This is a genomic window from 'Santalum album' aster yellows phytoplasma (genome assembly GCF_018283495.1).
Classification (GTDB): domain Bacteria; phylum Bacillota_I; class Bacilli_A; order Acholeplasmatales; family Acholeplasmataceae; genus Phytoplasma; species Phytoplasma asteris.
Map to the genome: position 1 here is coordinate 1 of NZ_JAGVSK010000008.1, position 25,035 is coordinate 25,035.

At 27.2% G+C, this 25,035-nt stretch carries 19 protein-coding genes and 1 riboswitch; of the genes, 6 read left to right on the forward strand and 13 right to left on the reverse strand.

Annotated features, from left to right (window positions below; all coding sequences use genetic code 11):
- Positions 1-629: 629 nt before the first annotated feature.
- Both KE631_RS02005 and KE631_RS02010 read right to left on the reverse strand, forming a co-directional pair.
- Complete coding sequence (locus KE631_RS02005) at positions 630-1,214, reverse strand: class I SAM-dependent DNA methyltransferase (RefSeq protein WP_212509196.1); 585 nt, start codon at positions 1,212-1,214, stop codon at positions 630-632.
- A gap of 156 nt (positions 1,215-1,370) precedes the next feature.
- A complete protein-coding gene (locus KE631_RS02010) occupies positions 1,371-3,143 on the reverse strand; it encodes an ABC transporter permease subunit (protein ID WP_212509197.1) in 1,773 nt (590 codons plus the stop codon).
- 1,039 nt (positions 3,144-4,182) lie between these two features.
- Between KE631_RS02010 and KE631_RS02015 the strand changes: the two genes are divergently transcribed.
- The 4 genes from KE631_RS02015 (at position 4,183) to tsaB (ending at position 10,075) form a co-directional block, all read left to right on the forward strand.
- A complete protein-coding gene (locus KE631_RS02015) occupies positions 4,183-6,198 on the forward strand; it encodes a DNA topoisomerase subunit B (protein WP_212509198.1) in 2,016 nt (671 codons plus the stop codon).
- Positions 6,199-6,282: 84 nt separating this feature from the next.
- Positions 6,283-8,790: a DNA gyrase subunit A gene (gyrA, locus tag KE631_RS02020; protein ID WP_212509199.1), complete on the forward strand. Its 2,508-nt coding sequence runs from the start codon at positions 6,283-6,285 to the stop codon at positions 8,788-8,790.
- A gap of 114 nt (positions 8,791-8,904) precedes the next feature.
- A complete protein-coding gene (gene tsaE, locus KE631_RS02025) occupies positions 8,905-9,405 on the forward strand; it encodes a tRNA (adenosine(37)-N6)-threonylcarbamoyltransferase complex ATPase subunit type 1 TsaE (RefSeq protein WP_212509200.1) in 501 nt (166 codons plus the stop codon).
- Positions 9,406-9,484: 79 nt separating this feature from the next.
- Positions 9,485-10,075: a tRNA (adenosine(37)-N6)-threonylcarbamoyltransferase complex dimerization subunit type 1 TsaB gene (gene tsaB, locus KE631_RS02030; protein ID WP_212509201.1), complete on the forward strand. Its 591-nt coding sequence runs from the start codon at positions 9,485-9,487 to the stop codon at positions 10,073-10,075.
- A gap of 988 nt (positions 10,076-11,063) precedes the next feature.
- Here the strand turns inward: tsaB and KE631_RS02035 are convergent.
- Complete coding sequence (locus KE631_RS02035; protein ID WP_212509202.1) at positions 11,064-11,537, reverse strand: hypothetical protein; 474 nt, start codon at positions 11,535-11,537, stop codon at positions 11,064-11,066.
- A gap of 199 nt (positions 11,538-11,736) precedes the next feature.
- Positions 11,737-11,901, reverse strand: a complete 165-nt coding sequence (locus KE631_RS02040; protein WP_212509203.1) for a hypothetical protein — start codon at positions 11,899-11,901, stop codon at positions 11,737-11,739.
- 115 nt (positions 11,902-12,016) lie between these two features.
- Here KE631_RS02040 and KE631_RS02045 point away from each other — a divergent pair, with 115 nt between their 5' ends.
- On the forward strand, positions 12,017-12,235 hold the full coding sequence (locus KE631_RS02045) for a hypothetical protein (protein WP_308507131.1): 219 nt from the start codon (positions 12,017-12,019) through the stop codon (positions 12,233-12,235).
- Between the two features lie 72 nt (positions 12,236-12,307).
- Here KE631_RS02045 and tsaD read toward each other — a convergent pair whose 3' ends face one another.
- The 8 genes from tsaD to rpsD form a co-directional block, all read right to left on the reverse strand.
- Positions 12,308-13,294, reverse strand: a complete 987-nt coding sequence (gene tsaD, locus KE631_RS02050) for a tRNA (adenosine(37)-N6)-threonylcarbamoyltransferase complex transferase subunit TsaD (RefSeq protein WP_212509204.1) — start codon at positions 13,292-13,294, stop codon at positions 12,308-12,310.
- 87 nt (positions 13,295-13,381) lie between these two features.
- On the reverse strand, positions 13,382-13,897 hold the full coding sequence (gene folK / locus KE631_RS02055; RefSeq protein WP_071345728.1) for a 2-amino-4-hydroxy-6-hydroxymethyldihydropteridine diphosphokinase: 516 nt from the start codon (positions 13,895-13,897) through the stop codon (positions 13,382-13,384).
- Between the two features lie 210 nt (positions 13,898-14,107).
- Positions 14,108-14,989 carry a dihydropteroate synthase gene (gene folP / locus KE631_RS02060; RefSeq protein ID WP_212509205.1) on the reverse strand — a complete coding sequence of 294 codons (882 nt, stop codon included), beginning with the start codon at positions 14,987-14,989 and terminating at the stop codon, positions 14,108-14,110.
- Positions 14,990-15,359: 370 nt separating this feature from the next.
- Complete coding sequence (locus tag KE631_RS02065) at positions 15,360-15,959, reverse strand: hypothetical protein (protein WP_212509206.1); 600 nt, start codon at positions 15,957-15,959, stop codon at positions 15,360-15,362.
- A 218-nt stretch (positions 15,960-16,177) separates the two neighbouring features.
- Positions 16,178-17,044, reverse strand: coding sequence for a DegV family protein (locus tag KE631_RS02070; RefSeq protein WP_212509207.1), 867 nt, complete (start codon positions 17,042-17,044; stop codon positions 16,178-16,180).
- Between the two features lie 128 nt (positions 17,045-17,172).
- The gene (locus KE631_RS02075) at positions 17,173-17,964 is read right to left on the reverse strand and encodes a diadenylate cyclase (RefSeq protein WP_011160933.1); all 792 of its coding nucleotides are present in this window, start codon (positions 17,962-17,964) and stop codon (positions 17,173-17,175) included.
- Between the two features lie 174 nt (positions 17,965-18,138).
- Positions 18,139-20,808, reverse strand: a complete 2,670-nt coding sequence (gene mgtA / locus KE631_RS02080) for a magnesium-translocating P-type ATPase (RefSeq protein WP_249291130.1) — start codon at positions 20,806-20,808, stop codon at positions 18,139-18,141.
- Between the two features lie 380 nt (positions 20,809-21,188).
- The gene (gene rpsD / locus KE631_RS02085) at positions 21,189-21,785 is read right to left on the reverse strand and encodes a 30S ribosomal protein S4 (protein ID WP_212509209.1); all 597 of its coding nucleotides are present in this window, start codon (positions 21,783-21,785) and stop codon (positions 21,189-21,191) included.
- Positions 21,786-22,642: 857 nt separating this feature from the next.
- Between rpsD and KE631_RS02090 the strand changes: the two genes are divergently transcribed.
- A complete protein-coding gene (locus KE631_RS02090; protein WP_212509210.1) occupies positions 22,643-22,981 on the forward strand; it encodes a hypothetical protein in 339 nt (112 codons plus the stop codon).
- 129 nt (positions 22,982-23,110) lie between these two features.
- On the opposite strand, the gene KE631_RS02095 is transcribed toward KE631_RS02090, so the two are convergent.
- The gene (locus KE631_RS02095) at positions 23,111-24,763 is read right to left on the reverse strand and encodes an ABC transporter permease subunit (protein ID WP_249291132.1); all 1,653 of its coding nucleotides are present in this window, start codon (positions 24,761-24,763) and stop codon (positions 23,111-23,113) included.
- Positions 24,764-24,818: 55 nt separating this feature from the next.
- Positions 24,819-24,989, reverse strand: a riboswitch (Lysine riboswitch).
- Positions 24,990-25,035 lie beyond the last annotated feature (46 nt).

Genomic DNA, 25,035 nt, shown 5'->3' on the forward strand with positions numbered 1-25,035 from the left:
GGTAGTTTTGGTAAAAATTTGTGAAAAAATAAATTAAGAATAAATAATCAAAATATGCAATTTAGCAAGTTACAAATAATTAAAAAATAATCAAAAGTTGTTGTTTTTGCTTTCAAAAAATGTTTTCAAAGCAAATAAAATCGCAATACATTTTTTATTATATCACATAAAAAAACAAATAGCAAATGTTTTGTTGCTTTTTTTTCAAAATTAAAAAAATAATTGAAATTTGGCAAAATAATTGCTAAAATAAATGGCAAATGTTTGGATGGTTTTAAGATTGAATTCCGGCAAATTTGGTCTGTCGAAATTGCGCTTCAAAAACGCACAACATAATTACTATAATATTATAACAAACATTTTAGGATTTGGCAAGTAAAAAAATACTTTTGTTAAATTTTGTGCAAAATTATATTTTTTTGTAAATGTTTTGGGATATCGATGAAAAATTTGTTATTAAAAAAAGATCAAAAAGGAGATGGTATATTTTTAAATAAAACTTTGAGAACCACTAAAAGCGTTTTGTTCGTTTTGTTGTTGTCTAACTGTTGCGTTGCGTTTCTTTAAACAAATAAAAAACCTTAAAAATAAAAAAACAATCCATCAATGGATTGTTGCTATTTGAAAGTCTATATTCGTTTTAATTGTGTTTGGAAATAGCTTTTTACTTCTTCCATATTGAGTTGTTTAGGTTTGAGGTTCCCTTTTTCGTTGGCTTGCATAAAGGTTTGTTTGTACCACAATAATAACTTTTGATAGATACAAAAATCTAGATAATAATTAGTGGATGGAGTTGGTACAAAGTTGGGGTGGGGGTTGGTTTGGGATTTGGCTTCTTGTTGTTGTTGTTCTAAACATTTTAATGCCACCAAAAACCAAGATAAAGAAGTGTTGTAAGGCATAAATCCTTTTATTTCCCATTGAATACAACACTCCAATATCAAGATAAAATCAGTGTTAATAAGGCAATATTTGTGTTTATTGGCATAAAACAAATGAAAACTATTAATATAACGCTTTCTTTGTTGCATCTCTAATACCCATAAATCAAATGATAAATAAAAATAATTTCTTTTCATATCTAAAAACGGTTGCATAGCTTTATTATTTTTGCAAGTATTTAAACAATGATCATACATACCAAATTCTTTTCTTAAAGCACATAAAGCAAGATCAGAGGCATAAGGATAAAGTTCATAAGGTATAATTCTCAATTTTAATATCTCCTTATTTTTAAATACTTTCTTTTAATAGTAAAAGTTAATTGTTTTGTTGGTTGTGTGGTTTGGTTTTTGGTGGTTTTTTGATTTTAATTTATAAAAGAAGTAAAATAAATATTTATTAAAATGTTAAAAAATGCTTTTTTCTTATTATATCATTTTCTTTTTAGTTTTTTTATCTAAATAATTTGTCATTCTTACTAAAAATAAATAAATGATACTTACAATAAAATAAGGAGTAATTTGATCATAATCAAATACTTTATTTCTATCTGCTTGCCAAATAAAGCCCATAAATCCAACAACAGAAAATAATGCAGTGTCTTTAATATTTAGAATAAATTGTTGCCAAATAAAAGGTTTAGTTCTTTGTAATCCTTGTTCAAATAAAATATATTTAAAGACTTGTTTTTGATTCATTCCTAATGAATAAGCAGCCTCAATTTGTCCTTTATCCAACATTTTAATATTATGCATGAATAAATTAGTTAAATTAGCAATAGTATTTAGAGAAATAACTAATAAAGTAGTAATAAAAGGAGTAGCTAAAAAAGGATAAGGAGGTTTTTTTAAATAACCAAATAAGGATAATAAATTCCAACATAACAATGCTTGAACCATAATAGGAACAGCATTTAGAAAAATAAATAACTCATCAATTAATTTAGATAGCCCTTTATAAAGATAAAAAGCTAATAAAGAATTATTTTTTTTATTTTGTTTTTCTGCATAAATCTTAATTTTAACAAAAAGCAAAGTAATTAAAAATCCTACAATAACACTATCAATAGCCACCATAAAAGAAAAAACAAACGGTTTTTTATAAGTTGGTAATGTTTTCCAAACTTTTTGCCAAAAAGTAATTTCAGTTTTTTTATCACCATTAGAATTATTTGATTGTTTTATTTGTATATAATCTTGGGTAGCTGGTTTTAAAAAATTCTCATTATAATATTTTGTTTGTTCTGACTGATCAGAACTTTTATAAACATCTTTAACAGCTTGTTGGAATTTTTCTTCTGATACTTTAGGATTGTGTTGTGCTTGTCTAATGAAAAAACCAAAAGGCTCAAAGGCAGGTTCTGCAAATTCATTATCTACAAATTCTAAAGTGATAAGTTCGCCTGTTGTATCACTATTAGCAATACCTTGAGCAACTGGAGTATCAGTAATAAAACCATCTACTATGCCATCTTTAACTGCATTAACACAAACAGCAGAATCTGGATTAGTTAGTACTTTAGGGTCTGCTTCAATACCTTCATATTTAAAATTATTTTTATGTTTTATTAGATGGTCTTTTTCTATTTGTATATGAAAAACAGCTCCTTCCATAAGCATTAATTTTATTTTTTCATTGTCTTGTAATTTAACATTATTGTTTTTTAAAGTTATCAATTCTTGATTGGGTAATTTAAATTTTTGAAAAAATTCTTTTTTATTCTTTTTAATTAAAATACTTGCTGTTGCTTTTAAATAATCAATTCCTTTAACAACTTCATTACGTCTAAGAGTATTATTCATAGAACCAATTATAAAATCTACTTGTCCACTTGTTAGAGCATTTAGTACTCCTGTAAAACTACTATAAACTTTAATATCTAATTTATAACCTAGTTTGCCTGCTAAAGCTTTACAAAATAAAACATCAGAACCGTTAACATATTGTCCATCTACAGTTTTTAAACTACCTCCAACACCTTCCTTACCATCAAAAGCTAAAGGAGGCATAATATTAATAGTTCCTAAAACTAAAGTATCTGTTTTGTCACTTGTATTATCATTAGTTACTTTTTTTTCAAAGACCCCAAAAACATAAAGATGCATTAATACCCACGACCAAAAGCAAATATGAATTAAATTAAATCTTAGAATGTGTTTTTGATTTTTTCGTATATATCCAATAATATTGCTGTCTTGCATAAACGAGATACCATAAATCTTTTACTTTTTATTTTTTTATATAACAAATTTAATTTACCATTAACTATAACATAACATAAAAAAGATGCTTAAATAAACTTATTTAATAAATAAATTTTTTGCCTTTAAAATACCTTGCAAAACTGTTAAATTAATTTATTTAAATATTTTTTTATTCACAAAACTTATAATAATAGAAAACTACCATTTGGTAGTTTTCTATTATAAAGATATTAAATTATTATTTATTTTGTTTTTTAACTTAACGTAAAGAACTGTTCCTACAGTTGAGAAAAGAACAAGTAATACTAAACAAACATATACTAAAACTTCTTTTGTATTAGTGCCTTTAGTTTATTTTTGTGTAGAGTTTTGAGTAGTTTTAGCTTGTTCTTTATTGTTGTTTTGTGAATAAAAAAATATTTAAATAAATTAATTTAACAGTTTTGCAAGGTTTGTCTTTGTTTAAGTTTCGGTTGATTTAGTTTCAACTTGAGTTTTTGCTACTTGAATTGTTGTTGTTTCAGTTGTTAGTTCTGCTCCAACTGTTTGATAAGTATTAAATAAAGAAATAAAAAGTACACTAAAAAAATAAACTAAAAAATAAAGATTTTTTCTTGCCTAAGCTTACTATTTGCATTTATGCTTGTCTTTCCTTTTGCAATATTAATATAGTAAAACAAAATTACTATACTTCTATTATAACTCAAAAAGCCAATTTAGAAGTATTTTTTACTCAATAATTGTAAAAACCACAAAATAACTAGTTTTTATGTTATAATATGTTGTGATTAAGTTGTATAAAATATCATCTTTTTATCCAAATTATCAAAAACAATAATAAATATTTTACCAAAAATAATGAATTAAAAAATAATTGGTAAATGTTTTTCATAATTAATATTTTGCTATTTGCAAAGTTTTTTTATTTATCTTTTTACATGTTTTTTATGTTTTACAATTTTATTTTTATTCTTTATTCTTGATTCTTTAATCTATTTTTAATATTTTATAAATTTCCCAAAAAGGAGCTATTCTTTTGAAAAATTACAATGCCGATAGTATTCAAATTTTAGAAGGTTTGGAAGCAGTTCGCAAACGACCAGGAATGTATATTGGTTCAACTGCTCAAAAAGGACTTCATCATTTAGTCTGGGAAATCGTTGATAATTCCATTGATGAAGCTTTAGCAGGACACGCTAACAACATTACTTTAGAAATCCTACCTGGAGAAATTATTAGTGTTTCTGACAACGGTAGAGGAATCCCAGTTGATATTCATCCCAAAACAGGAAAACCAGCAGTAGAAACAATTCTAACTACTCTTCATGCTGGAGGAAAATTTGACAGTTCTTCTTACAAAGTTTCAGGAGGACTTCATGGTGTAGGAGCCTCTGTGGTAAATGCTCTTTCTACTTGGTTTACTGTAGAAATTCATCTCAATAAGCAAATCTATTTTCAAAAATACGAAAAAGGAATTGCAGTTTCGCCTTTGGAAGTAATTGGAAAAACTAACAAACGAGGAACTACTATCCAATTTTTAGCAGACCCTGAAATTTTCCAAGAAACTACCATTTATAACTTTGATACTCTCAAAGAAAGAATGCAACAATTATCTTTTTTAAACAAAGGTCTTAAATTAAACATTGCTGACAAAAGATACGAAAAAGAAACTGTTTTTAACTTTTGCCATGAAAAAGGTTTGCAAGACTACCTAGATTTTATTAACACTAGTCACAAACAAACTCCTTTTCACGAAATTTTTTATCTGGAAAAAGAATCCCAAAAACTAGCTTTTGAAATTGTCTTTGAATACACTACCCAAATTCGTCCCCCTAAAAAAGATGCACAAGGAAACAAAATAGAAGAAAAAGAAGGCAAAGATGCTATTCCTAACTACACCCAAAGCCAAAAAATCTTTTCTTTTGTTAACAATATTCCTACTCATGAAGGAGGAACTCACGAAGAAGGCTTTAAACTAGCCCTAACCCGTGTTATTTCTAAATATGCTAAGGAATCCAATCTTTTAAAAAAAGACGAACATTTATTAAGTGAAGACATCTTAGAAGGAATTACTGCTATTATTTCTTTAAAACATCAAGACCCTCAATTTGAAGGACAAACTAAAGCCAAACTAGCAAATACTGAAGTAAGACAAATTACATCCCAATTATTTGGCGAATTTTTAGAAAAATATTTATTAGAACATCCCCAAGATTCAAGAAAAATAATTGATAAATGTCTTCTTTCTGCAAATGCCCGTCTAGCTGCTAAACGTGCTCGTGAAGTAGTAAGAAACAAACCCCTTGATTCTTTAGGTTTTGCCTCCAAATTAGCTGATTGTAGAAGTAAAGACCCTCATATTTCTGAACTCTACATTGTCGAAGGAGATTCAGCGGGCGGTTCTGCTAAACAAGGAAGAGACTCGCGTTTTCAAGCTATCCTTCCTTTACGTGGTAAAGTCCTTAATGTAGAAAAAAGTCTAGATGCCAAAATTCTTACCAATAAAGAAATTAAATCCTTAATACAAGCAATTGGTGCAGGAATTAACATTGGTAAAGGCAAAGACTTTAATATGGATAAAATCCGTTATCACAAAATTATCATTATGACAGATGCCGATGTTGATGGAGCTCACATAAGAACTTTACTATTAACTTTCTTTTTCAGACATTTCCGTAAATTAATTGAAAAAGGCTACATCTATTTTGCTCGTCCTCCTTTATACAAATACCAAAAAGGAAAAGGCGCTCCAAAATATTTTTATGATGAAAAAGCCAAACAAACTTTTGCAACTAAAAACAACTTAAAAGATGGTTTCCAAAGATACAAAGGACTTGGAGAAATGAATCCTAATCAACTTTGGGAAACAACTATGGACCCAGAAACTCGTACTCTTCTCAAAGCAAGCCTCAAAGATGCCCTTAATGCTTTAAGTGATGAAGAAGCCTTAATGGAAGCAGACCAAACTTTTAACATGTTAATGGGAGAAAAAGTCTTACCAAGAAAAAACTTCATCTTAGAAAAAGCCTTAGAAGCTGATTTAGACGTTTAATTATAAATAATTATTTTATACAACTAAAACTAACAAACTATAACATTAAATAACAACTAATATATATTTAAAAAGAGGTTAAAAATGAGCGACCAAAAAACTCAAAACAATGAAGCCAACAACCACAAAGACCACGATCATGGCAACATTCAAGAAGTAAACTTAAGCGAGGAGATGAAAAAATCCTTCTTAAGTTATGCAATGAGCGTAATTGTATCAAGAGCTTTACCAGACATTAAAGATGGCTTAAAACCAGTCCAAAGACGTATTTTATATAGTATGAAAGAATTAGGCGTCTACAGTCACGCAAGCTACAAAAAAGCAGCTCGTGTAGTTGGGGATGTTATGGGTAAATACCATCCTCATGGAGATTCAAGCATTTATGAGGCAATGGTAAGAATGGCTCAAGATTTTAGTTACCGTTATCCTTTAGTAGACGGTCATGGAAACTTTGGTTCAATTGATGGCGACAAAGCAGCAGCTATGCGTTATACTGAAGTTAAAATGGCAAAAATGGCAATGGAACTAATCAAAAACATTGACAAAGACACAATTGATTTTGTTGATAATTACGATGGTACTGAAAAAGAACCATTAGTACTTCCAACAGCTCTTCCCAACTTATTAATTAACGGAGCTACAGGAATTGCAGTAGGAATGGCAACCAAAATCCCTACTCATAATTTAGGCGAAGTCATTGATGGTTTAATTAACTACATTAATAATAAAGGCATTTCCATTGATGAATTAATGCAACACATCAAAGGACCTGATTTTCCTACTGGTGGCGAACTTTTAGGCTTACAAAGTTTAAAAAGCGCTTATCACACCGGACAAGGAGCTGTTATCTTAAAGGCTAAAAGTCACGTTTCGGAAGAAAGAGGAAAAACTTCAATCATTGTTACAGAAATTCCTTATCAAGTCAAAAAAACTGATCTAATTGAAAAAATTGCTTTTCTAGTTAAAAACAAAATAGTAGAAGGGATCACAGACCTTAGAGACGAATCCAGTCGCAAAGGAATGAAAATTGTAATCGAACTTAAAAGAGACGCAAACAGTAAAATTATTCTTAACAATCTTTACAAACATTCACAATTAAGAATTTCTTTTGGTATCAATATGGTTGCCTTAGTTGGAAAAACTCCCCAATTAGTTTCTTTAAAACAAATCTTAGAAGCTTTTTTCAATTTCCGCATCGAAGTTATTAACCGCCAAAAAAGCTTTGAACTCAAAAAAGCAAGCGCAAGAAAACATTTAGTAACAGCTCTTATCACTATTTTAGAAGACATCGAAACTGCTATTAAACTCATCAAAACTTCTACAGATGTCAAAGAAGCCCAAAGCAAATTAATGCAAAGGTACAATTTTGATGAAATACAAAGCAAAGCCATTTTAGAAATGAGCCTCCAAAGACTTGCTAACCAAGAAACTCAAAAACTTATCACTGAAGAAAAAAACCTCACTCAAGAAATTTTAGAATGCCAAAGTATCATTGATTCCCAAAAGAAAAAAGAACGCATTTTAGAAAAAGAACTTCTAGAAATGAAGAAAAAATACCAAGATGACAGAAAAACTACCCTCAATTTTGATGCTCCCCTAAACTTTGAAGACGAAGACTTAATCGAAGAAAAACCTATCATTATTACAATTACTAACAAAGGCTACATCAAAAGCATGGATATTGATACTTACAAACAACAAAAAAGAGGTGGGCAAGGCGTTTCTGGTATGAAAATCTACGAAGAAGACTTTATTGAACATCTAGCAATTACTTCTACTCACGATTATCACTTATTTTTTACTAACAAAGGCAAAGTCTATCAACTCAAAGGCTACGAAATTCCTTTAGGTCAAAGACAATCCAAAGGAAGCCATCTTGTTAATTTCTTACCATTCGAAAAAGACGAATTTTTAACTTCTTTCACCAGTGTTAAAAACTTTGATCAATCCCAAGATTACTTATTCTTTGCTACCAAAAAAGGCATAGTCAAAAAAACACCTCTCAAAGAATACAGCCACATTTCCAAAAGAGGCCTTATTGCAATTAGGTTAAAAGAAAACGATGAAGTCCTTACAGTAAACAAAACCACAGGCACTAAAAATATCATTCTAGCATCTAACAATGGCAATGCTATTTGTTTTTGTGAAACCAAAATTAAAAGTATTAGTCGCAACAGCATGGGTGTAATTGGAATGCGTCTTGGAAGTGATGAATTCTTAGTAGGAGCTGCTTTATTTGACGCTGATTCCAAAGAACAAAACATTTTAGTAATGACTGAAAACGGCTTTGGAAAAATCACCAATGTCAACCAATACCGCATTCAAGCACGTAGTGGCAAAGGCTCTAAAACTATCAAAGTAAACGACCAAAAAGGAAGACTTATTACCCTACAAGTTGGGCTCCCTACAGATGATCTTATTGTTTCTTCTGACAAAGGACAAGTAGTAAGAGTAGCAATTGACCAAATTACCAAAACCAAAAACAAAGCTACTCAAGGAACGCGCATCATCAAATTAAAAACAGGTCATAAAGCAGTTTCAGTAGCAGTTGTCAAAAAAGAAGTACTTGATGTAGATGGTGTAGAAAATTAATTTTAAACCAACAACAAAAGACAAAACACCGAAGGAAAAAGAAAAACACTAAAGGAAAAAGAACAAAGGTCTTATCATATTATTTTAATCTCATAATTAAAGGTCTAAACGCATATGAAAACCAAAATATATTTAGAAACAATTACTAATACCCCAAAAGAAACCCAAATATTAGGTTACAATTTAGGAAAAAAACTCATCAATCAAAAAAAAAACACTCCCAAAGAAAAACAAAGCAAAACAATCATTTTATTACAAGGCTCTTTGGGTTGTGGAAAAACTATCTTTACTAAGGGTTTTATTAAAAGTTTTGCCATCCTTCAAAATGTTTGTAGTCCTACTTTTGTCATTTCTAAAACCTACAAGAACAAATTGCACACTATTTATCATCTTGATTTATATCGCACAGACCTTGAGACTGAATTTTTAGAAGAACTATTAGAAGACCTTACTTATCAAGATTTTGTTATAATAGAATATTTTCAAAATTGCAGTTACCTTTTTCCTGATTTTGCTTTTTTAGTAGAAATGACATTTTTAAATGAAACTCAAAGAAAAATTACTATCTATCAAAATAGCAACCTTGATAATAAAAATAAAAGTGGATCAAAATGATATGCAAAATACTTATTCCAAAATCAACCTTTAAATTTTTTTGCAAATCTCTAATCAAACTTTTGAAAGCGATACGACAATGAATCACAAAAACATTTTAATTCTAGATACTGCCACCAAAAGCCAAATAGTTATTTTAGTTATCCAAGGAAAAATTACTACTTTCAAATCCCGCCTTGGCAAAAACGATTATGTTCCTTGCATGATTCCTTTAATTGAAAGTGTCTTACAAGAAAATAATTTAGATCTAAACAACTTAGATGCTTTAATAGTTGGTGTGGGTCCTGGTTCTTATACTGGCACTCGTGTAGCAGTTCTTACAGCCAAAATGTTATCCTTCAACTTACAAATCCCTTTATACCAAATAAGCAGTCTATTACTTTTATCTAGTGGTTATTCTTATGCTTCACTTACTCCTTTAATTGATGCTAGAAGTAATGCTTTTTTTGCTTTAAGCCTCAAAGAAAACCACATTTACTTAAACGAAGATAGATTTGAAAGCAGTTTCTTGCAATCTTTTCCTAATCATTTATTAATTGAACCAACTACTATCAAAATAGATTTTTGCACCATCAAACAATTTGCAAAAATTGTTTTCAATTGCCATTTATTAGTTCCTAACTACTTAACCAAAACCCAGGCAGAACGCAATTTAGAAAAAATCGATTGACAAAAAAAGTAAAAATATTTTTAAAAAAAATTAAATAATCCCAAAAAGAGACTTTTGAAGTCTCTTTTTTTTATATATAAAATTGCAAGGAAAGAACTCATGATATACAGATTAGTGAGCAAAAAATTGTTTTTTTTTTTTTTGTGATAAAATGACATTAGTAGCAAGTTTTTTTGAACTGCTGTGGCAAATTTGTAAAAAGATGGGGTTAAAAAAATGTAAAAATGTACATACAAAATAACAATTATTTTTTCATTTCAATATTTACTTTTTGGTTTTAAAAAAATATATATTATTATTTAATTTTTTTAGTTTTAATGATTACAATTATTTTTATTTTTTTTTAAAAAACATAAAATAAAAAAGGATCTATATTATAAAAATGAATAATGCAAAAAGAAAAAAATCATTTTATTTAAAAGTATCTAAATTATATTTATTAATTTCTTTATTATTTTTTATATTAAATATTACTTATGTTTTTGCAACAACTAATAAGTAAACACAAACATACACTTCATCCAGTAGAGCTGAACTGTTCCGTTTTTTTAGACACTTTTTAAGTTTAATGAAATTATTTGTTAGTTTGAAAAGATATGAAATTATCTATTTAATTTTAAGTCTCAAAGAGTAATTTTTAAATAAAAAAGTGTCTAAAAAAACGGAACACCTCAGAAATGATTTAGCATAGGTAATATAACCTATAATACTATTAACAATATCAAGAAAAATATTTAATATTTGTATTAAAAAATCAAACAATGAACTAAATAATTTTAAAGGATAAATTAAAAATGTTAATTGTTCCCATATAAAAACAAATATAGTTTTTATAATATTATAAATATTAATAAAATTAATATTCCAACCAACATTAAAACCAAATAAAAAAGATGATTTAGTAAATAAAATACTATAAAAAATACTATATAATAAATAAAAAAAATCTTTAAAATCAAAGGAAATTAAATATTTTAAAAAATTAAAACTAAAGATCATTTTCAGTGTCATCAATAGATTCCACAATTAAAGGTTTTTTTGTATTATTTAATTGATTTTTTAATTTTAAATTTTCTTTTAAAATTTCATCTAAATTATTATTTTCTTTTTTTTCATTATCATCATCTTTTTTTATTTCATCAAAAAGTCCTTCAGAAAAATTAAGCCCTCCATGTTCTCCAAATTCTTTAATCATTCTATTAACATGGTCTTTATATATACCCAAATAATTACCCATTTGAGATATTATCCTAATTAAAGCTCCAAACTCTCTAACAGTAATTTGTCCATTTTTAATATATTTATTTACTACACAATGTAATTCATCACTAAAATTATACTTACTTTTTAATTCTTTAATATAAAAATAAAACCAATAAATAAAAATACCAAAGATAAAAGAAATAAAAGAAATAAATAATTTTGATTCAACAATATTAATAATTGTTTGTTGTATATCCATTAATTTTTCCTTTCTATAAAATTATTATATATTCTCCTTAATGAACGTTTTTTTAAAAAACGTTCATTTATTTAAGCCATGTAATTTTAGTTGTATCAGGAACAATAAAACCAAATTTATAAGCTACAAATAGAAAAATACAACAAAGAGCAGATAAAACTAATATTTGTCTTAAATTCATTTTTTATTCTCCTTTTTATTATTTAGCTATTGATAAATAACCTTTTGAAGCAAAATAAACAGCCAAAGGAAGAACAATACCTAATGTAGGTAAAACCCAACACATAAAAAAACCGCCTAAAGTTAATTTATTTCTTCTAAAAGATTTTTTACTGAAATAAGAAGGTCTGTAAATTCTTGCCATTTTAATCTCCTTTTTTATTATTTAATAAGAAAAATATTTTTTAGTATTTAGAAACAATAAGGAAACCAACTTAAAAGTTGGTATTTTTTTTAATGGTTCTTTAATCGCCTACAATATTCAAGTAGACCAAGAAGTTAAAAAAATAGTTGATGAATGTTATAAAACATCCAAAGAACTTTTAATAACTAATAAAACATTAGTTGAAAAAATAACCAAAGCTTTATTAGAAAAAGACACTCTCAACCAAAAAGAAGTTTATGCTTTAGATGAAAAAAATCAAACTCCAACAAAATCCAAAGCAAAAAGTAAACCAAAAAGAACAACAACCAACTAAAAAATAAAAGAGTCCTTTTGGGACTCTTTTTTTGTTATATATTATATAAAAAAAGGGGGGTATTATCAAAAATCAAAAAACCAAATTAGGATTTGCTGTAAGATCATATTTTTTAGAAGCTTTAGTAATTTGGTTCTGATAATACGCTGCAATACCTATCATAGCAGCTTGATCAGTACAATATTGCAAACTAGGAAAAATAACTTCCAAGTTAGCAAAAGATGTCATAAACTTTTGTCTTAAACCAGAATTAGAAGCAACTCCACCAGTAACAATTAATTGTTTAGCACGATATTTGGTTAAAGCTATTTTAGTTTTTTCATATAAAACATCAATAACACTAGCTTGAAAAGAAGCGCACAAATCAGGAATGTTGATATCTTTTAGGTTTTGTTTCATCACTAAATTTACCAAAGTGCTTTTGAGTCCTGAAAAACTAAAATTCAGATTATCATTTTTTAAATAAGGGCGCACGAAATGATAAGTGTCTTTTCCTTGTTGGGCTAATTGATCAATCAAAGGTCCTCCAGGATAAGGCAGATTGAGGTTTTTAGCAATTTTATCATAAACTTCTCCTACCGCATCATCAAGAGTAGTGCCAAGAGGTTTGATTTGGAGGTGGTCCGTAAGATAAAAAAGATCGGTGTGTCCTCCAGAAACTAAAAGTACTAAGGCAGGAAAATTAATTTCATGTTCAATTTGAGCAGAATAGATATGCCCTAATAAATGATTTACTCCCAAAAGAGGCTTTTGATAAGTGTAGGCAAAAACATTAGCGGCGTTAATGCCAACTAGCAACGAACCTACCAAACCAGGTCCTTGGGTAACTGCTACTAAATCAATTTCTTGAGGGGTAAGGTTCGCTTCTTTAAGGGCTTGTTGTAATACCAAAGTCATAAATTGAATATGTTTTCTAGAAGCTATTTCAGGGACTACTCCACCAAAAATTTGATGATCTTTAATTTGGGAAAAAACTACATTAGAAAGTACTTTTTTACCATTTTGAGTAACTGCACAACTCGTTTCATCACAACTAGTTTCGATTGATAAAATATTCATATAATTTCCTTTTTACAATTTTATTTTTACATTAATAAATATAGTTTAAAATAATTAAGTTATCTAAAAATGAAACAGTTAGGTTTTTTAAAAAGAAGGTTGATACCATTGATTATTTTCAATTATTTTAACTGCATTTTGATCTAATTGGTTTTTCCATTCTAAAATAGTTTTGGTTTGTATTATTTGGTTAGGCAAAATATCTGCTAAGGGAGCAAGGACAAAAATTCTTTCTAACATATAGGGATGAGGAATAGTTAATTTAGGAGTTTTGCAAGTATGATTTCCCAAAAACAAAATATCTAAATCAATAGTACGCGGTCCCCATAATTCCAGTCGTTTTCTTTTGAGTTTCATTTCTACAGATAATAAAAAATCTAAAAAAAGTAAGGGAGGTAGGAAAGTTTTGATAAGAGCAGCAGCGTTTAAAAATAAAGGTTGGTCTGTTTTTCCCCAAGGAAGAGTTTCATACAAAGGAGAAACTTTCAAAACTTCGCATTGAGGATGCAAATTAATCATTTTTAAAGCAGTTTGTAAATTATTCTTTTTAGCTCCCAGATTACTACCAAGTCCTATGGCTGCTACATTGTTATTAAGTTTCATTGTTTTATACGTTCTTTACTTGGGTATAGTTATAAAAAATAGAAAAATGTTTGCAAAATATTTGTTTTTAGAAAAATATTTGATAAGTTTGACAAGTCATAAATTCTTTTTTTAAAAATGTGTTTTATTTGCGTTTTTTATGTTGCAAAAATTAATGTTTTTCATTATTTTAAAAGGGATAATTTTAAAATATATTTAGGATAACAATATTTATATTTTTTTCATTAAAGTATCTGCTAAAAGCAAACTATTTTTATTCATTTTGACATTATGCACTCGAAAAATCGAAGCTCCTTTAGTTCTTAACAAAAAATTAGCAGTAGCAGTAATGGCATCTAATGATTCTACTTGTAAAAGGCTTTCAGTTGGAATTATTGCTTTAAGAAATCTTTTACGCGAAAGACCTACCAATATGGGTAGTTCCATTTTAGTTAATTGCTCAAATTCTTTTATAATATCAAAGTTTTCATCAATGTTTTTTTCAAAACCAAACCCAGGGTCAATTACTATTGCCTCTGTTGCAATTTGGGCTTGTTTGGCAATTTCTAAGGAATGATTTAAAAAATAAAATTGGTCTTGCAAGGCATTAGAAAGTTTTTTGCGATTTCTGCCTGTATGCATAATACAAACACCTGCATTTAATGAGGCAATTGTTTGTGCCATTTGAGGATTTTGTTGCAAGCCACAAACATCATTGATAATATGAGCTCCTGCTTTAATGGCTAATTTAGCGGTTTGAAAATGATAAGTATCAACAGAAATAATGGCTTTAGGATGACGTGATAATTCTTTAATAACAGGCAAAATGCGTTTTTGTTCTTCTAAAGGAGTAATTGGGATTGCTCCTGGACGAGTAGATTCACCTCCAATATCAATGATATCAGCACCTTCTTTGAGACAACGAAGAGCATGATTAACTGCTTTTTGATTAGTAAAATGTTGGTTTCCATCTGAAAAAGAATCAGGAGTAACATTAATAATTGCCATAATTAAGGCTTTATGAGAAATTTCAATTTGGCGGTTGTGAGCCAGTTTCCATATTTTAGGGTGTTTGGAATAGAAATTAATTGTTTGATTTTTAAGTCCCATCATAAACTTGGTTACCTTTATATCTATGTTTTATAATTTTAAGAATTGGAATAAAATTATTTTGCCCAAAGATGTTTATTATTAAAGAGGGTTGCCAAAAGACACAAAAAATGTTTTTTCATCAATTCATTTTAGAAAAAAATAATAACGCTAGGGGGATTATTAAAATAGATATTTTTATAACAAATTAATCTTTTTCTAAAATAAATGTCAAGGAAAAAAAGAAAAGACCGCGCTGATACGGTCTTCGCTTATTTGAAAATTAAGTATTGAAATAAATAAGCAATTTATATAATTTAAAATTTTAAAGGAGCTTAAAATTAAAAATAGTTGTTACTTGCAAATCATAAATAATAAAAATAGCAAAACAATATTATGGTTTTTGTATGTTATATTTTATCTGTAATTTTTTTTCTTTAGTTTGGAATCCAGAAGGAAAAACTTTAGAAGCATAAATGGTAAATTGAACAATAATTTTTTTTAAATTACCGTTTTGATCAATAATAACTGGTTTATTTTTATTGTCATAAGAAACAAAACTTTGTTGAGGTTGTTCTTTGTATTTCCATAAAATCTGAACATTAAAAAAATCTTTTAATTGTTCGTTTAAATCAAGGTTTTCAAAAAAATAATTAATATCTAGTTTGGTATTTTTTCCGTTTATAAAAGTTAATTTGTCATTTTGAGTTTTTAGAGTAGCTTCTTGTTCAAAAATAACTCTATCTGTTTGTTCTGTTGTCATTAAAAAACTATGTTCTGTAGGAACTAAAAATTTTTTATTGGTGTCGTGAAGATCTGCGGGTTTGGAAACTGACAATTCTGCAGGAGCAGCAATTTTTAATCCAAAATTACTATCCTTTTTTAATTTATGCCAATCTTCTATAGCATAAGCGATGGTTGTAATAAAAAAAATTAATACTAAAACCAAAAGTATTTTAAAAAAAAGTTTTTTTCTTTGGTAAAATATAGACACTTATTTGGTTCTTTCTAACATCAAGGATATAAAAATATAATGTAACTAAAATATAGCTACAATTTTATTGTATCTTAAAATAGCCAAAAAGATAATCAAAAAGATTGTTTAAGTGTTTTTTAAAGGCGGGTTTTAAAAGTTTTTGGGATAAAAAGTTTTGACTGTTCTAAAACTTTAAACAAAATCAGGGATTAAAAAATAATGCATTCCATTATAAGTTAATCTGTAATTTCGTTAAGATAAAATCCAAATCCTTTATAGCCAATATGAGCTGCTACTACAGGAGAAATAGCACCATAAATAGTAGCTTTAATTTGGGGGTTAGCTAATTTTGTGATTTGTGCTAAAAGTTCTTTGGCATCTTTGTCATCATCTACATAAATAACTTGAATATCAAGTTTATTATTTGCAGTTTTGTGTTCTAATATTTTTTTAAGATAATAATTAAAACAGTTTTTTAAGTTTCTTACTTTTTTTTCAATTGATAACACTCCTTGTTGAAATTTTAAAATAGGATGTATTTTCAAAAGATTGCCAATTAAAAATCTAAATTTGGAGATACGTCCATTATAAGCTAATATTTTTAAATTATTAACAGTGCATAACAAAAAGCCTTTTAGTTTTTCTTTATTGATTTTATCAGTGATTGTTTGAGGGCAAACATCAGGGTTTTGAGTAAGCCAATCATTGATTCTTTGTAAGAAAAAATAAACTCCAGGACCAATATTTTGAGTATCAATAACAGTAATATTAGGATTGTTAAGCATTTTTTTAGCTAAAAGAGCACTATTATGAGTACCACTTAGTTTACTGGATAAAGTTAAACAAATAACGTGTTTATATCCTAAGTCAAATTGTTCCTTGAAAGCTTTAATAAAAAGCTCTGGATTGGGTTGGCTGGTAGTTACTTTTTGTTTGTTTTCAATAAAATTTAGTAAAGTGGTATTGTCAATGGCACCATCCATATAGCTAGTTTCTCCAACAATTAATGTTAAAGGCACTACTGAAATATCTTCAAAAAAGTTTTTGCCATAAGTATTCCCGCAAGTAGAATCAACTACAATACCTAATTTTCGTTTATTCATTTATTTGTTTCCTTTTCGTCTTTGATTGGTATATTTGGTTTGGGGGTTGAGGTTAGTTGGGATTGTTTTATTTTATAAAATGGGGTTGTATTTTATTTATTTTGTATTTTGAAGAATTTTTATTTTAATTAATTCATAAAAATAGCTAAATATTCTTTAAGTTTTTCTTGTTCGTTAGTTTGAAACATCATCCCTTCTAAAGCAATAGAAATATTTCCTGTTTCCTCAGAGACAACAATTGTCATACTATCTGTAGTTTCGCTAATCCCTAAAGCTGCACGGTGACGCGAACCAGTTTTTTTGTCTAAGGAATCAGCTGATGAAGACAAGGTAAAATAGGCACTAGCGCACAAAATTTTATCTCCTCTAATAATAACTGCTCCATCGTGTAAAGGTGTGTTGAGAGCAAAGATGTTTAATAACAATTCTTTAGAAACATTACCATCAATTAAGATAGCTTTTTGGGCGTATTGTTCCAAAGTATTATTTTTTTCAATCGTAATTAAGGCTCCTATTTTACGAGAAGCAAGTTCTAAAGTAGCTTTAATAATTTCTTTTTGGGTATTATCTCCACCCATAAAAAAGTTTTGTCGTTTGATGTTCCAATGCTTAGACCAATTATTAAAAGCAACTCTTAAATAAGGAGCTTTGATGATGATGATACTAGTTAGAATAAAATTTAATAAACAATCATAAATGTTTTCAGAAATATCTAAACTAAGATATCTTTTAAAAATAGGTTCAACAAAAGTATCATGGTAGCTTTTCAAACAATAAACAAGGGAAAATAACAGCAAAAATAAAAATACCATATTTAGAACTTGATATTTGCGTAAGAAAAAATGAAAAACAATAAAGATACACAAAAACAAAAAAACTGTCCATAAAGGAGAAGTGCCAAACATAGAAATTCCTTTCAAAAATGATTATGATTGATAAATTGAAAAATTTGGGAGGCGAAAAAAGGGGCGATATTAGAAAGCAAAACAATCAATTTATAATTAATTTTTAGCAAGCAAAAACCAAAGCAAACCATTTTATTTTGAAATAATAAAATAATAAAAGGATAAAATAACGAAATTAGTTAATACAATTTATAATAATTGTTTGTGTTTTTGAATAAAGATTTTTTTAGCCCATATCATAACTAATGAATAAATAACTACTAAAAATAACAAAAAGGAAAAAATTGTAGGTTTTTCAAAAATTGATTTATCTAAATTAAGGGCTTGACTTACAATAGGCATTAAAGGAAGGAAAGTAGTAATTACCAAACCTAAACAACAACATGCCATAATAAGGAAAGAAGGAAGGTTTTTTTGATTGTTTTTAGCAATAATTTTGTCAGTTCGCAGTAAGAAAAGGGTTAATGTTTGTGACCACATTGAAAAAATAAACCAACTAGTTTGAAATAATTGTGGACTTTGGGATAAGTTTTTTAAAATAAATTTCATTCCAATTAAAAAAGCCACATCCAATAAGAAAGAAAAAAAACCAAACCATAACATAAAACTTTTAATACTTGCAAAATCCCATTTGCGTGGTTTTTGTAAATAAATATCATCAACATTATCAAAAGGAATAGCAAAACAAATCAAATCATAGATAAGGTCTAAAAATAAAACTTGTAAAACTATCATAGGTTGAAAATTAAGACATAAACTAGCAAGCAAAATACTGAGGGAATTGGCAAAATTAGAAGATAGAGTAAATTTAATGTATTTAAGGGCGTTAGTATAGGTTTTTCTTCCTTCTACAACTCCTTGTTCTAAAACGATAAGTTGTTTTTCTAACAAAATAATATCTGCAATTTCTTTAGTAATTTCAGCACCACTATCAACACAAATACCTAAATTAGCTTGTTTCATAGCAGAAGCATCGTTAATTCCGTCACCCATAAAAGCAACGATATTGCCTTTTTGTTTAAAAACAGATACAATTCTTGCTTTTTGTTCGGGGGATAATTTAGTAAAAAGATTAGTTTTTTGAGAAGCTTCGTAAAGAGCATCATCACTTAAATTATCGATGATACTCCCTTGAAGACCATAAGTTGTTTGAATATTTAATTTTTGGGCAATAGCTTTGGTAAGAATATCGTTGTCTCCTGTAAGGATTTTAACAATAATACCTTTTTGTTGCAAAGAGGCAATAGTTTGGGTTGAACTTTCTTTAATAGGGTCTAAAAAAGTAAGCAATCCGATTAGAACCATTGATTTTTCTTCAATTTGTCCAGGAGTAAAATAGGGTTGTTGTTTGGGATTTGAGATAAGTTTTTGGGCTACTCCAACTACGCGATAACCTTTTTGATTATAAGTTATGGTTTGTTGCAGGACTATTTGTTTGCTTTGGTCACTTAAAGGAACAACTTTGCCTTCAAGTTCTACATGATCACAAATAGCAAGTATTTCTTCAATTGCTCCTTTAGTAATCATTTGTTGTTTTTGGGAAACATCTTGTATTACTACACTCATTTTTCTTCTTTTAAAATCAAAAGGAATTTCATCAATTTTGGTAAATTGCTCGGTGATTCCTTGTAAAGAAGGATGTAGAGTTTGGACATTATTTGTTTTGGTAATAATGGCTTTATCAATTAAACTTTTAAGCCCTGTTTGAAAAAAACTATTCAGATAGGCATGACGCAAAACACGGATATCTTCGTTGCCATTAAGGTCTAAGAAATTTTCCAAAAAGATTTGGTCTTCGGTAAGGGTTCCTGTTTTGTCAGTAAATAAAATATTCATTGCTCCAAAACTAGAAATAGCATTTAGGTTTTTAACAATTACTTTGCGCTTGGATAAAGCAACAATTCCTTTAGAAAAAGAAGTAGCAACAATTAAGGGAAGCATTTTAGGAGTAAGTCCAAAGGCAATAGTAAGAGCAAAAAGAAATGATTGTAATAAAGTATTTTGAGGTTTTTTAAAGTTGAATAAAAATACTAAAGGCGCCATTAAACAAATACATATCATAAGTAATTTAGCGATGGAATTAATACTTTGATCTAAGTGTGAAAGGGATTTTTTTTTAGTAATTTCCTGGCTGATATTACCTAAATAAGTATCTTTTCCGGTGACTAAAACAATACCTGTAGCATAACCAGAAATAACAGTTGAACCTGCTAAAACTAATTTAGGTTCGTCTAAAATAGTTTCGCTTTGTAAAAAAGCACACGCCATTTTTTCTACTGGTTCTGATTCACCAGTAAAAGTAGTAGTTTTTACAAAAAAATCTTTAGTTTCTAATAATTTAATATCAGCTGGAATAATATCTCCTGCCGAAAGAATAACAATATCTCCTCTTACTACTTCTTCTAAAGCGATTTCCAATTTAGAATTATTTCGTTTAACTGCAGTTGTATTTTGTACCAAAGTTTTTAATTGAGAAGTAATTTTTAAATGTTTACTTTCTTGACTAAATTGGACAATGACAGAACCCAAAAACATTAAAATAGTAGTTATAATAGTAGCATAACTTCTATTTTCTGGACTGGGAGTAAGAACATCATTAACCAAAGAAATAAGAGTTAAAATTAATAAAACAATATTAAAAGGAGTAATTGCAATTTGGAGTAATTGTTTAGTAAAACTGGTTTTGATTTCTTGGGATAAAATATTTTTACCATACAAACTTTGATGCAACATTACTTGATTTTGATCTAATCCTTGCAAAGAAGAATTAAGGGTTTGTAGAGTTTGTTCTTGGGATTTTTGACTCATAGTTTTTAAAAAATCAATTGTTTCTTGGCGTTTTAAATTTACTTTTTTCATATTAATCAATTCCTTTTTTGAGATTTTTAAAAGTTAAAAGTTAATCAAAAACAATTAAAAACTGAAACTTTAATAATTGATAATTAGGGTAAAATGTTAAATAAATGATATTAGTTTACAAAAATATTATAATATAAAAAGCTATGTTTATTATAGACAATAAGTTTTTTTGGTAGTTTTTTGGGTGGGGGGGTTATGTTAGTTTATATATACTATTATATTTGTTTTATAATTATTATTTTATGTAATTAGTTATCTTAATTATGGATTATTAATAAATAAATTATTTTTGGTTGTTTTTTATTATACAATGACAACTAATTAACTACTATTTATATATTCCAAATACACAAAAAACACCCTATTAAAGGGCGTTTGAGTTATCTATTATAATATTCAACTATTAATTGTTCGTTAATATCTGGTAAAAATTCGTTTCTTTGAGGGTATCTTACATATTTACCCACTAATTCTTTATCTAAAGAAACATAATCTGCGCGAACAAACTTACTATTTACAGCTTCTTGGACAATATTTAGATTTTTAGATTTTTCTCTTAAAGTAACTGTTTGCCCTGGTTTTAAACGATAAGAAGCAATATCTACTTTTTTTTCATCTACTAAAATATGACCGTGATTAGCTAATTGTCTTGCTTGAGCTCTTGTTTTGGCAAATCCTAAACGATAAACTACATTATCAAGACGAGATTCTAATAGTACTAAAAACATTTCACCATGAATCCCTTTTAGTTTGCTTGCATTATCAAAAGTTTTGCGAAATTGCTTTTCTGATACGCCGTAAGTAAAACGTAATTTTTGTTTTTCTTGCAATTGAAGCCCATAATCACTTAATTTAACTTTTTTTTGACCGTGTTGTCCTGGACCATAAGTTCTTTTGCGTAATTCTTTTCCAGTTTCTGAAACCGAATAATTAAGGCGTCTTGAAACTTTCCAAAGTGAACCTGTATAACGTGACATTTGTAAACTCTCCTTTTTTAAGGTAAGTTTGTGTAACCAAATAATTAATAATCGCCTGCTTTCTTTTCTTTCTTAAACAGCAAAGAATTACTTAGAAAAGCCTCTAAAAGACAAGGGATTAGTTTAATTATTTTAGCTACATCTGTTTTACCATCAATAATATTCTATAAAAAAAAGATGAAATAGTCAAGTATTTTAGTGATTTTCTTTTAATTTTAGTTAATTTGGAAGATGTTTTTTTATTTATAGTTAGTTATTTGGATATAAAAACCCCAAACTAAGTAAATAGTTTGAGGTTGTAATTATAAATGATGTTTTATTATTTTGCAGTTAATGAATTATTTTTTATATTTTGTTTTGATTCTAATTGTTCTTCTAATAATATTTTTTCTTTTAACAATTTATTATTAGGTAAATAAACAAATAGCAAATAGCAACTAACTATCAATACAAAAAGAATAAAATCATAATACATCAATAAATAATTTATCTTGGGAAATATTTAATGTTTATGATGAACCTTTATTAGAAGGCACAATATATAATTATATAAGAGGATATGGAACACATTTTATTTCTGTATTTTTTTCTATTATTACATTGTTTTTATTTGGATTACTTATGTTAAGGCAAGAATTACTTTTTAAATGTTTGTTTTTGGATTGCTATTTTGTTATAGGTTTATTGGCTTTTAGGATATATTGAGGTGTTCCGTTTTTTTAGACACTTTTTTATTTCAAAATTACTCTTTAAGACTTAAAATTAAATAGATAATTTCATATCTTTTCAAACTAACAAATAATTTCATTAAACTTAAAAAGTGTCTAAAAAAACGGAACAGTTCAGTAGCTGTAGAAATGTTTGAACATAAACGCTATTATCCTTTAAAAAAAGAAGAAATAAAAAAATTACAAATAATAGGTGTTTTGCCAAAAGATATTAATCAAATTTTAAAAAAGACTTTATTATTCAATTTTGATAAATTGGAAATAATTGGAGAAGCTATAATTAATTCTATATTTTATATCATTTTACTTTGGCTTTTTTTATTTATACCTAAAAATATAAAATGGTTTACAAATATATCTGATTTTTTTTATTATTTATCTTTAATAATAATATCTGTTGTTTGGGCTGTTATCATTAGATATTTATTAAACAAAACAATTATTAATAAATTTATGAAATTATATTAAAAACAATTATTTAAATAATCATTTATCATATCTTAAATTTCAATCAATAATGAAGGCTAACTTTTTGAAAGTTAGCCTTTTAATAATAACAAATAAATTATAACTAAATATCTTATATATTAAAAAAATTTAAACTTGTCTTACTTTTTCCATTTTTTTCAAAAAGAAAATAACAGTTCCTACAATAATCAAATAAATAATAGAAGAAATATAATAAGGTTTAGGGCTTGCAACACTACTATACAAAGCATTAGAAGCACAAGCAATATCAATAATTCCACCTAACATACTAAAAACAACACAATCTTTTAAATTAATAATAAACTCATTTAAAATAGGAGTTTGTGATCTTTTAATAGCTTGGGGCAAAACAATATAGCGCATTGTTTGAGTATGTGTCATTCCCAAAGACAAGGAAGCCTCAATTTGTCCTTTATCCAAAAAGGAAATATTTTTAGTAATAATTTCTGAAATATAGCCCATAGTATTTAAAATAATTACCATATAAGCAGCAAACATTGGAGTATACCAAGTAGCATTTTGGAAAAAAGCAAACTCTTTTAAGAAAAAATAACTCACAAAAGCTTGCACTAACATAGGAGTACTTTTAATAATCCATATATAAAAATTAATAATTCTACATCCTATTTGATGCAAATAATAAATTAAAAAATGACTTTTCTTTTTGGTAATATTTAACACTTGGAAAAGAACTAACAATAAAGATAAGACAAATCCTCCAAAAGTGCCATAAATCCCAAATTTAAGAGTTGTTAAAATCCCTCTTTTATAAAGAGAAAAGTTATTTTTAAAAATAGACCATATATTTAATGTATCTTTTTCTGAGGTTTGTTTATGCATGAATTCTTTTCTTTTATCTGAGGTAAGTTCTTTTGTTAAAAAATCTTCAATGTATTCTTTGGGAATTTGTTTGTTGTTAATAAATTCTTTGTTAATGTCTTTTTGTTTTTGAAATCCAATAGCAAGCATTCCAGCGGCTTGTTTTATTTTATTATCTAAAATTATTTCTTTTTTAATTTCTATTTTATCTAAATTATTATGAGCTTGTAAATGTTTTTGGGCAACAGTTGCATCAGCTAAATAAAAATATTTGGAATCTGTTTGAACTTTTTGAGCTTGAACATCAAAATTGTCAATTCCTTCTACTTCATTTCCTTTTAATGTTTTTGCTATTTGTTCGTAAAAAGTTCCTCGTTGATATAACATTTTTCCAGGTAATTGAATTTTGTCATTAACTATAAATTCACCCTTGTTAGGGTTATTTTTATTTATAACAATAACATAAAATTGATCTTCATCATAATAAGAATTATCAGTAAAATCAATTTGGTCTTGTCTTTCTTTTGTTTTACTCATCCCTGCAATAATTAAATCAATATCTCCATTTTGACAAGCAGGAATTAAACTATCAAAATCTATTTTTTTAATTACTAATTTAATTTTTTTATCATGCTTTTCATTTAAATAATCAACTAATTCTTTAGCTACTAAAACATCATATCCAGCAACTAAAATATCACTTTCTTTACCATTTATTGTTAAAGGATGCAAGTCTTTTTTATCTTTATTATTAGAAAGATAATTATAAGGTTTATAATTGCATTCCATTCCTACAACTAAAGTATTTTCATCTTTGTTTTTAATATTTTGAGGATAAAAATCATCATATAATAAAAAAGATACAATAATAGTTAAAATTGTTAAAAAAAGATATTTAGCTTTAAAATAATTCTTAATTCTTGAAAAAGATAACGTTAGCAAATGATTTTCCTTCCTATAAAACAAAAAACCTTCTTAAAAGAAGGTTTGAGAAAGACTTGATTAAAGCGCCTTTACTGTTAAAACAGCAAGAATATTATAGATATTTTCTATAATCTCATAATAAATTATTGCCATAATTATTATTCGGCGATGGTTACCTTTCTTATGCTTCACAGAATGCCTTCTTCACATAATACTCTTTTACACCGCTACCTCTTTTTGATTTTATATAAAATTTTATTTAGTAATCGAAACATATAATAAAAAAAATT

Coding starts and splice junctions, on each gene's coding strand:
- rpsD (WP_212509209.1), bottom strand. CDS start 21,785: ATGTCACGTTATACAGGTTCACTTTGGAAAGTTTCAAGACGCCTTAAT.
- KE631_RS02070 (WP_212509207.1), bottom strand. CDS start 17,044: ATGAATAAACGAAAATTAGGTATTGTAGTTGATTCTACTTGCGGGAAT.
- KE631_RS02010 (WP_212509197.1), bottom strand. CDS start 3,143: ATGCAAGACAGCAATATTATTGGATATATACGAAAAAATCAAAAACAC.
- KE631_RS02035 (WP_212509202.1), bottom strand. CDS start 11,537: ATGGATATACAACAAACAATTATTAATATTGTTGAATCAAAATTATTT.
- tsaB (WP_212509201.1), top strand. CDS start 9,485: ATGAATCACAAAAACATTTTAATTCTAGATACTGCCACCAAAAGCCAA.
- KE631_RS02040 (WP_212509203.1), bottom strand. CDS start 11,901: ATGGCAAGAATTTACAGACCTTCTTATTTCAGTAAAAAATCTTTTAGA.
- folK (WP_071345728.1), bottom strand. CDS start 13,897: ATGAAACTTAATAACAATGTAGCAGCCATAGGACTTGGTAGTAATCTG.
- KE631_RS02090 (WP_212509210.1), top strand. CDS start 22,643: ATGTTTGAACATAAACGCTATTATCCTTTAAAAAAAGAAGAAATAAAA.
- mgtA (WP_249291130.1), bottom strand. CDS start 20,808: ATGAAAAAAGTAAATTTAAAACGCCAAGAAACAATTGATTTTTTAAAA.
- folP (WP_212509205.1), bottom strand. CDS start 14,989: ATGATGGGACTTAAAAATCAAACAATTAATTTCTATTCCAAACACCCT.
- gyrA (WP_212509199.1), top strand. CDS start 6,283: ATGAGCGACCAAAAAACTCAAAACAATGAAGCCAACAACCACAAAGAC.
- tsaD (WP_212509204.1), bottom strand. CDS start 13,294: ATGAATATTTTATCAATCGAAACTAGTTGTGATGAAACGAGTTGTGCA.
- tsaE (WP_212509200.1), top strand. CDS start 8,905: ATGAAAACCAAAATATATTTAGAAACAATTACTAATACCCCAAAAGAA.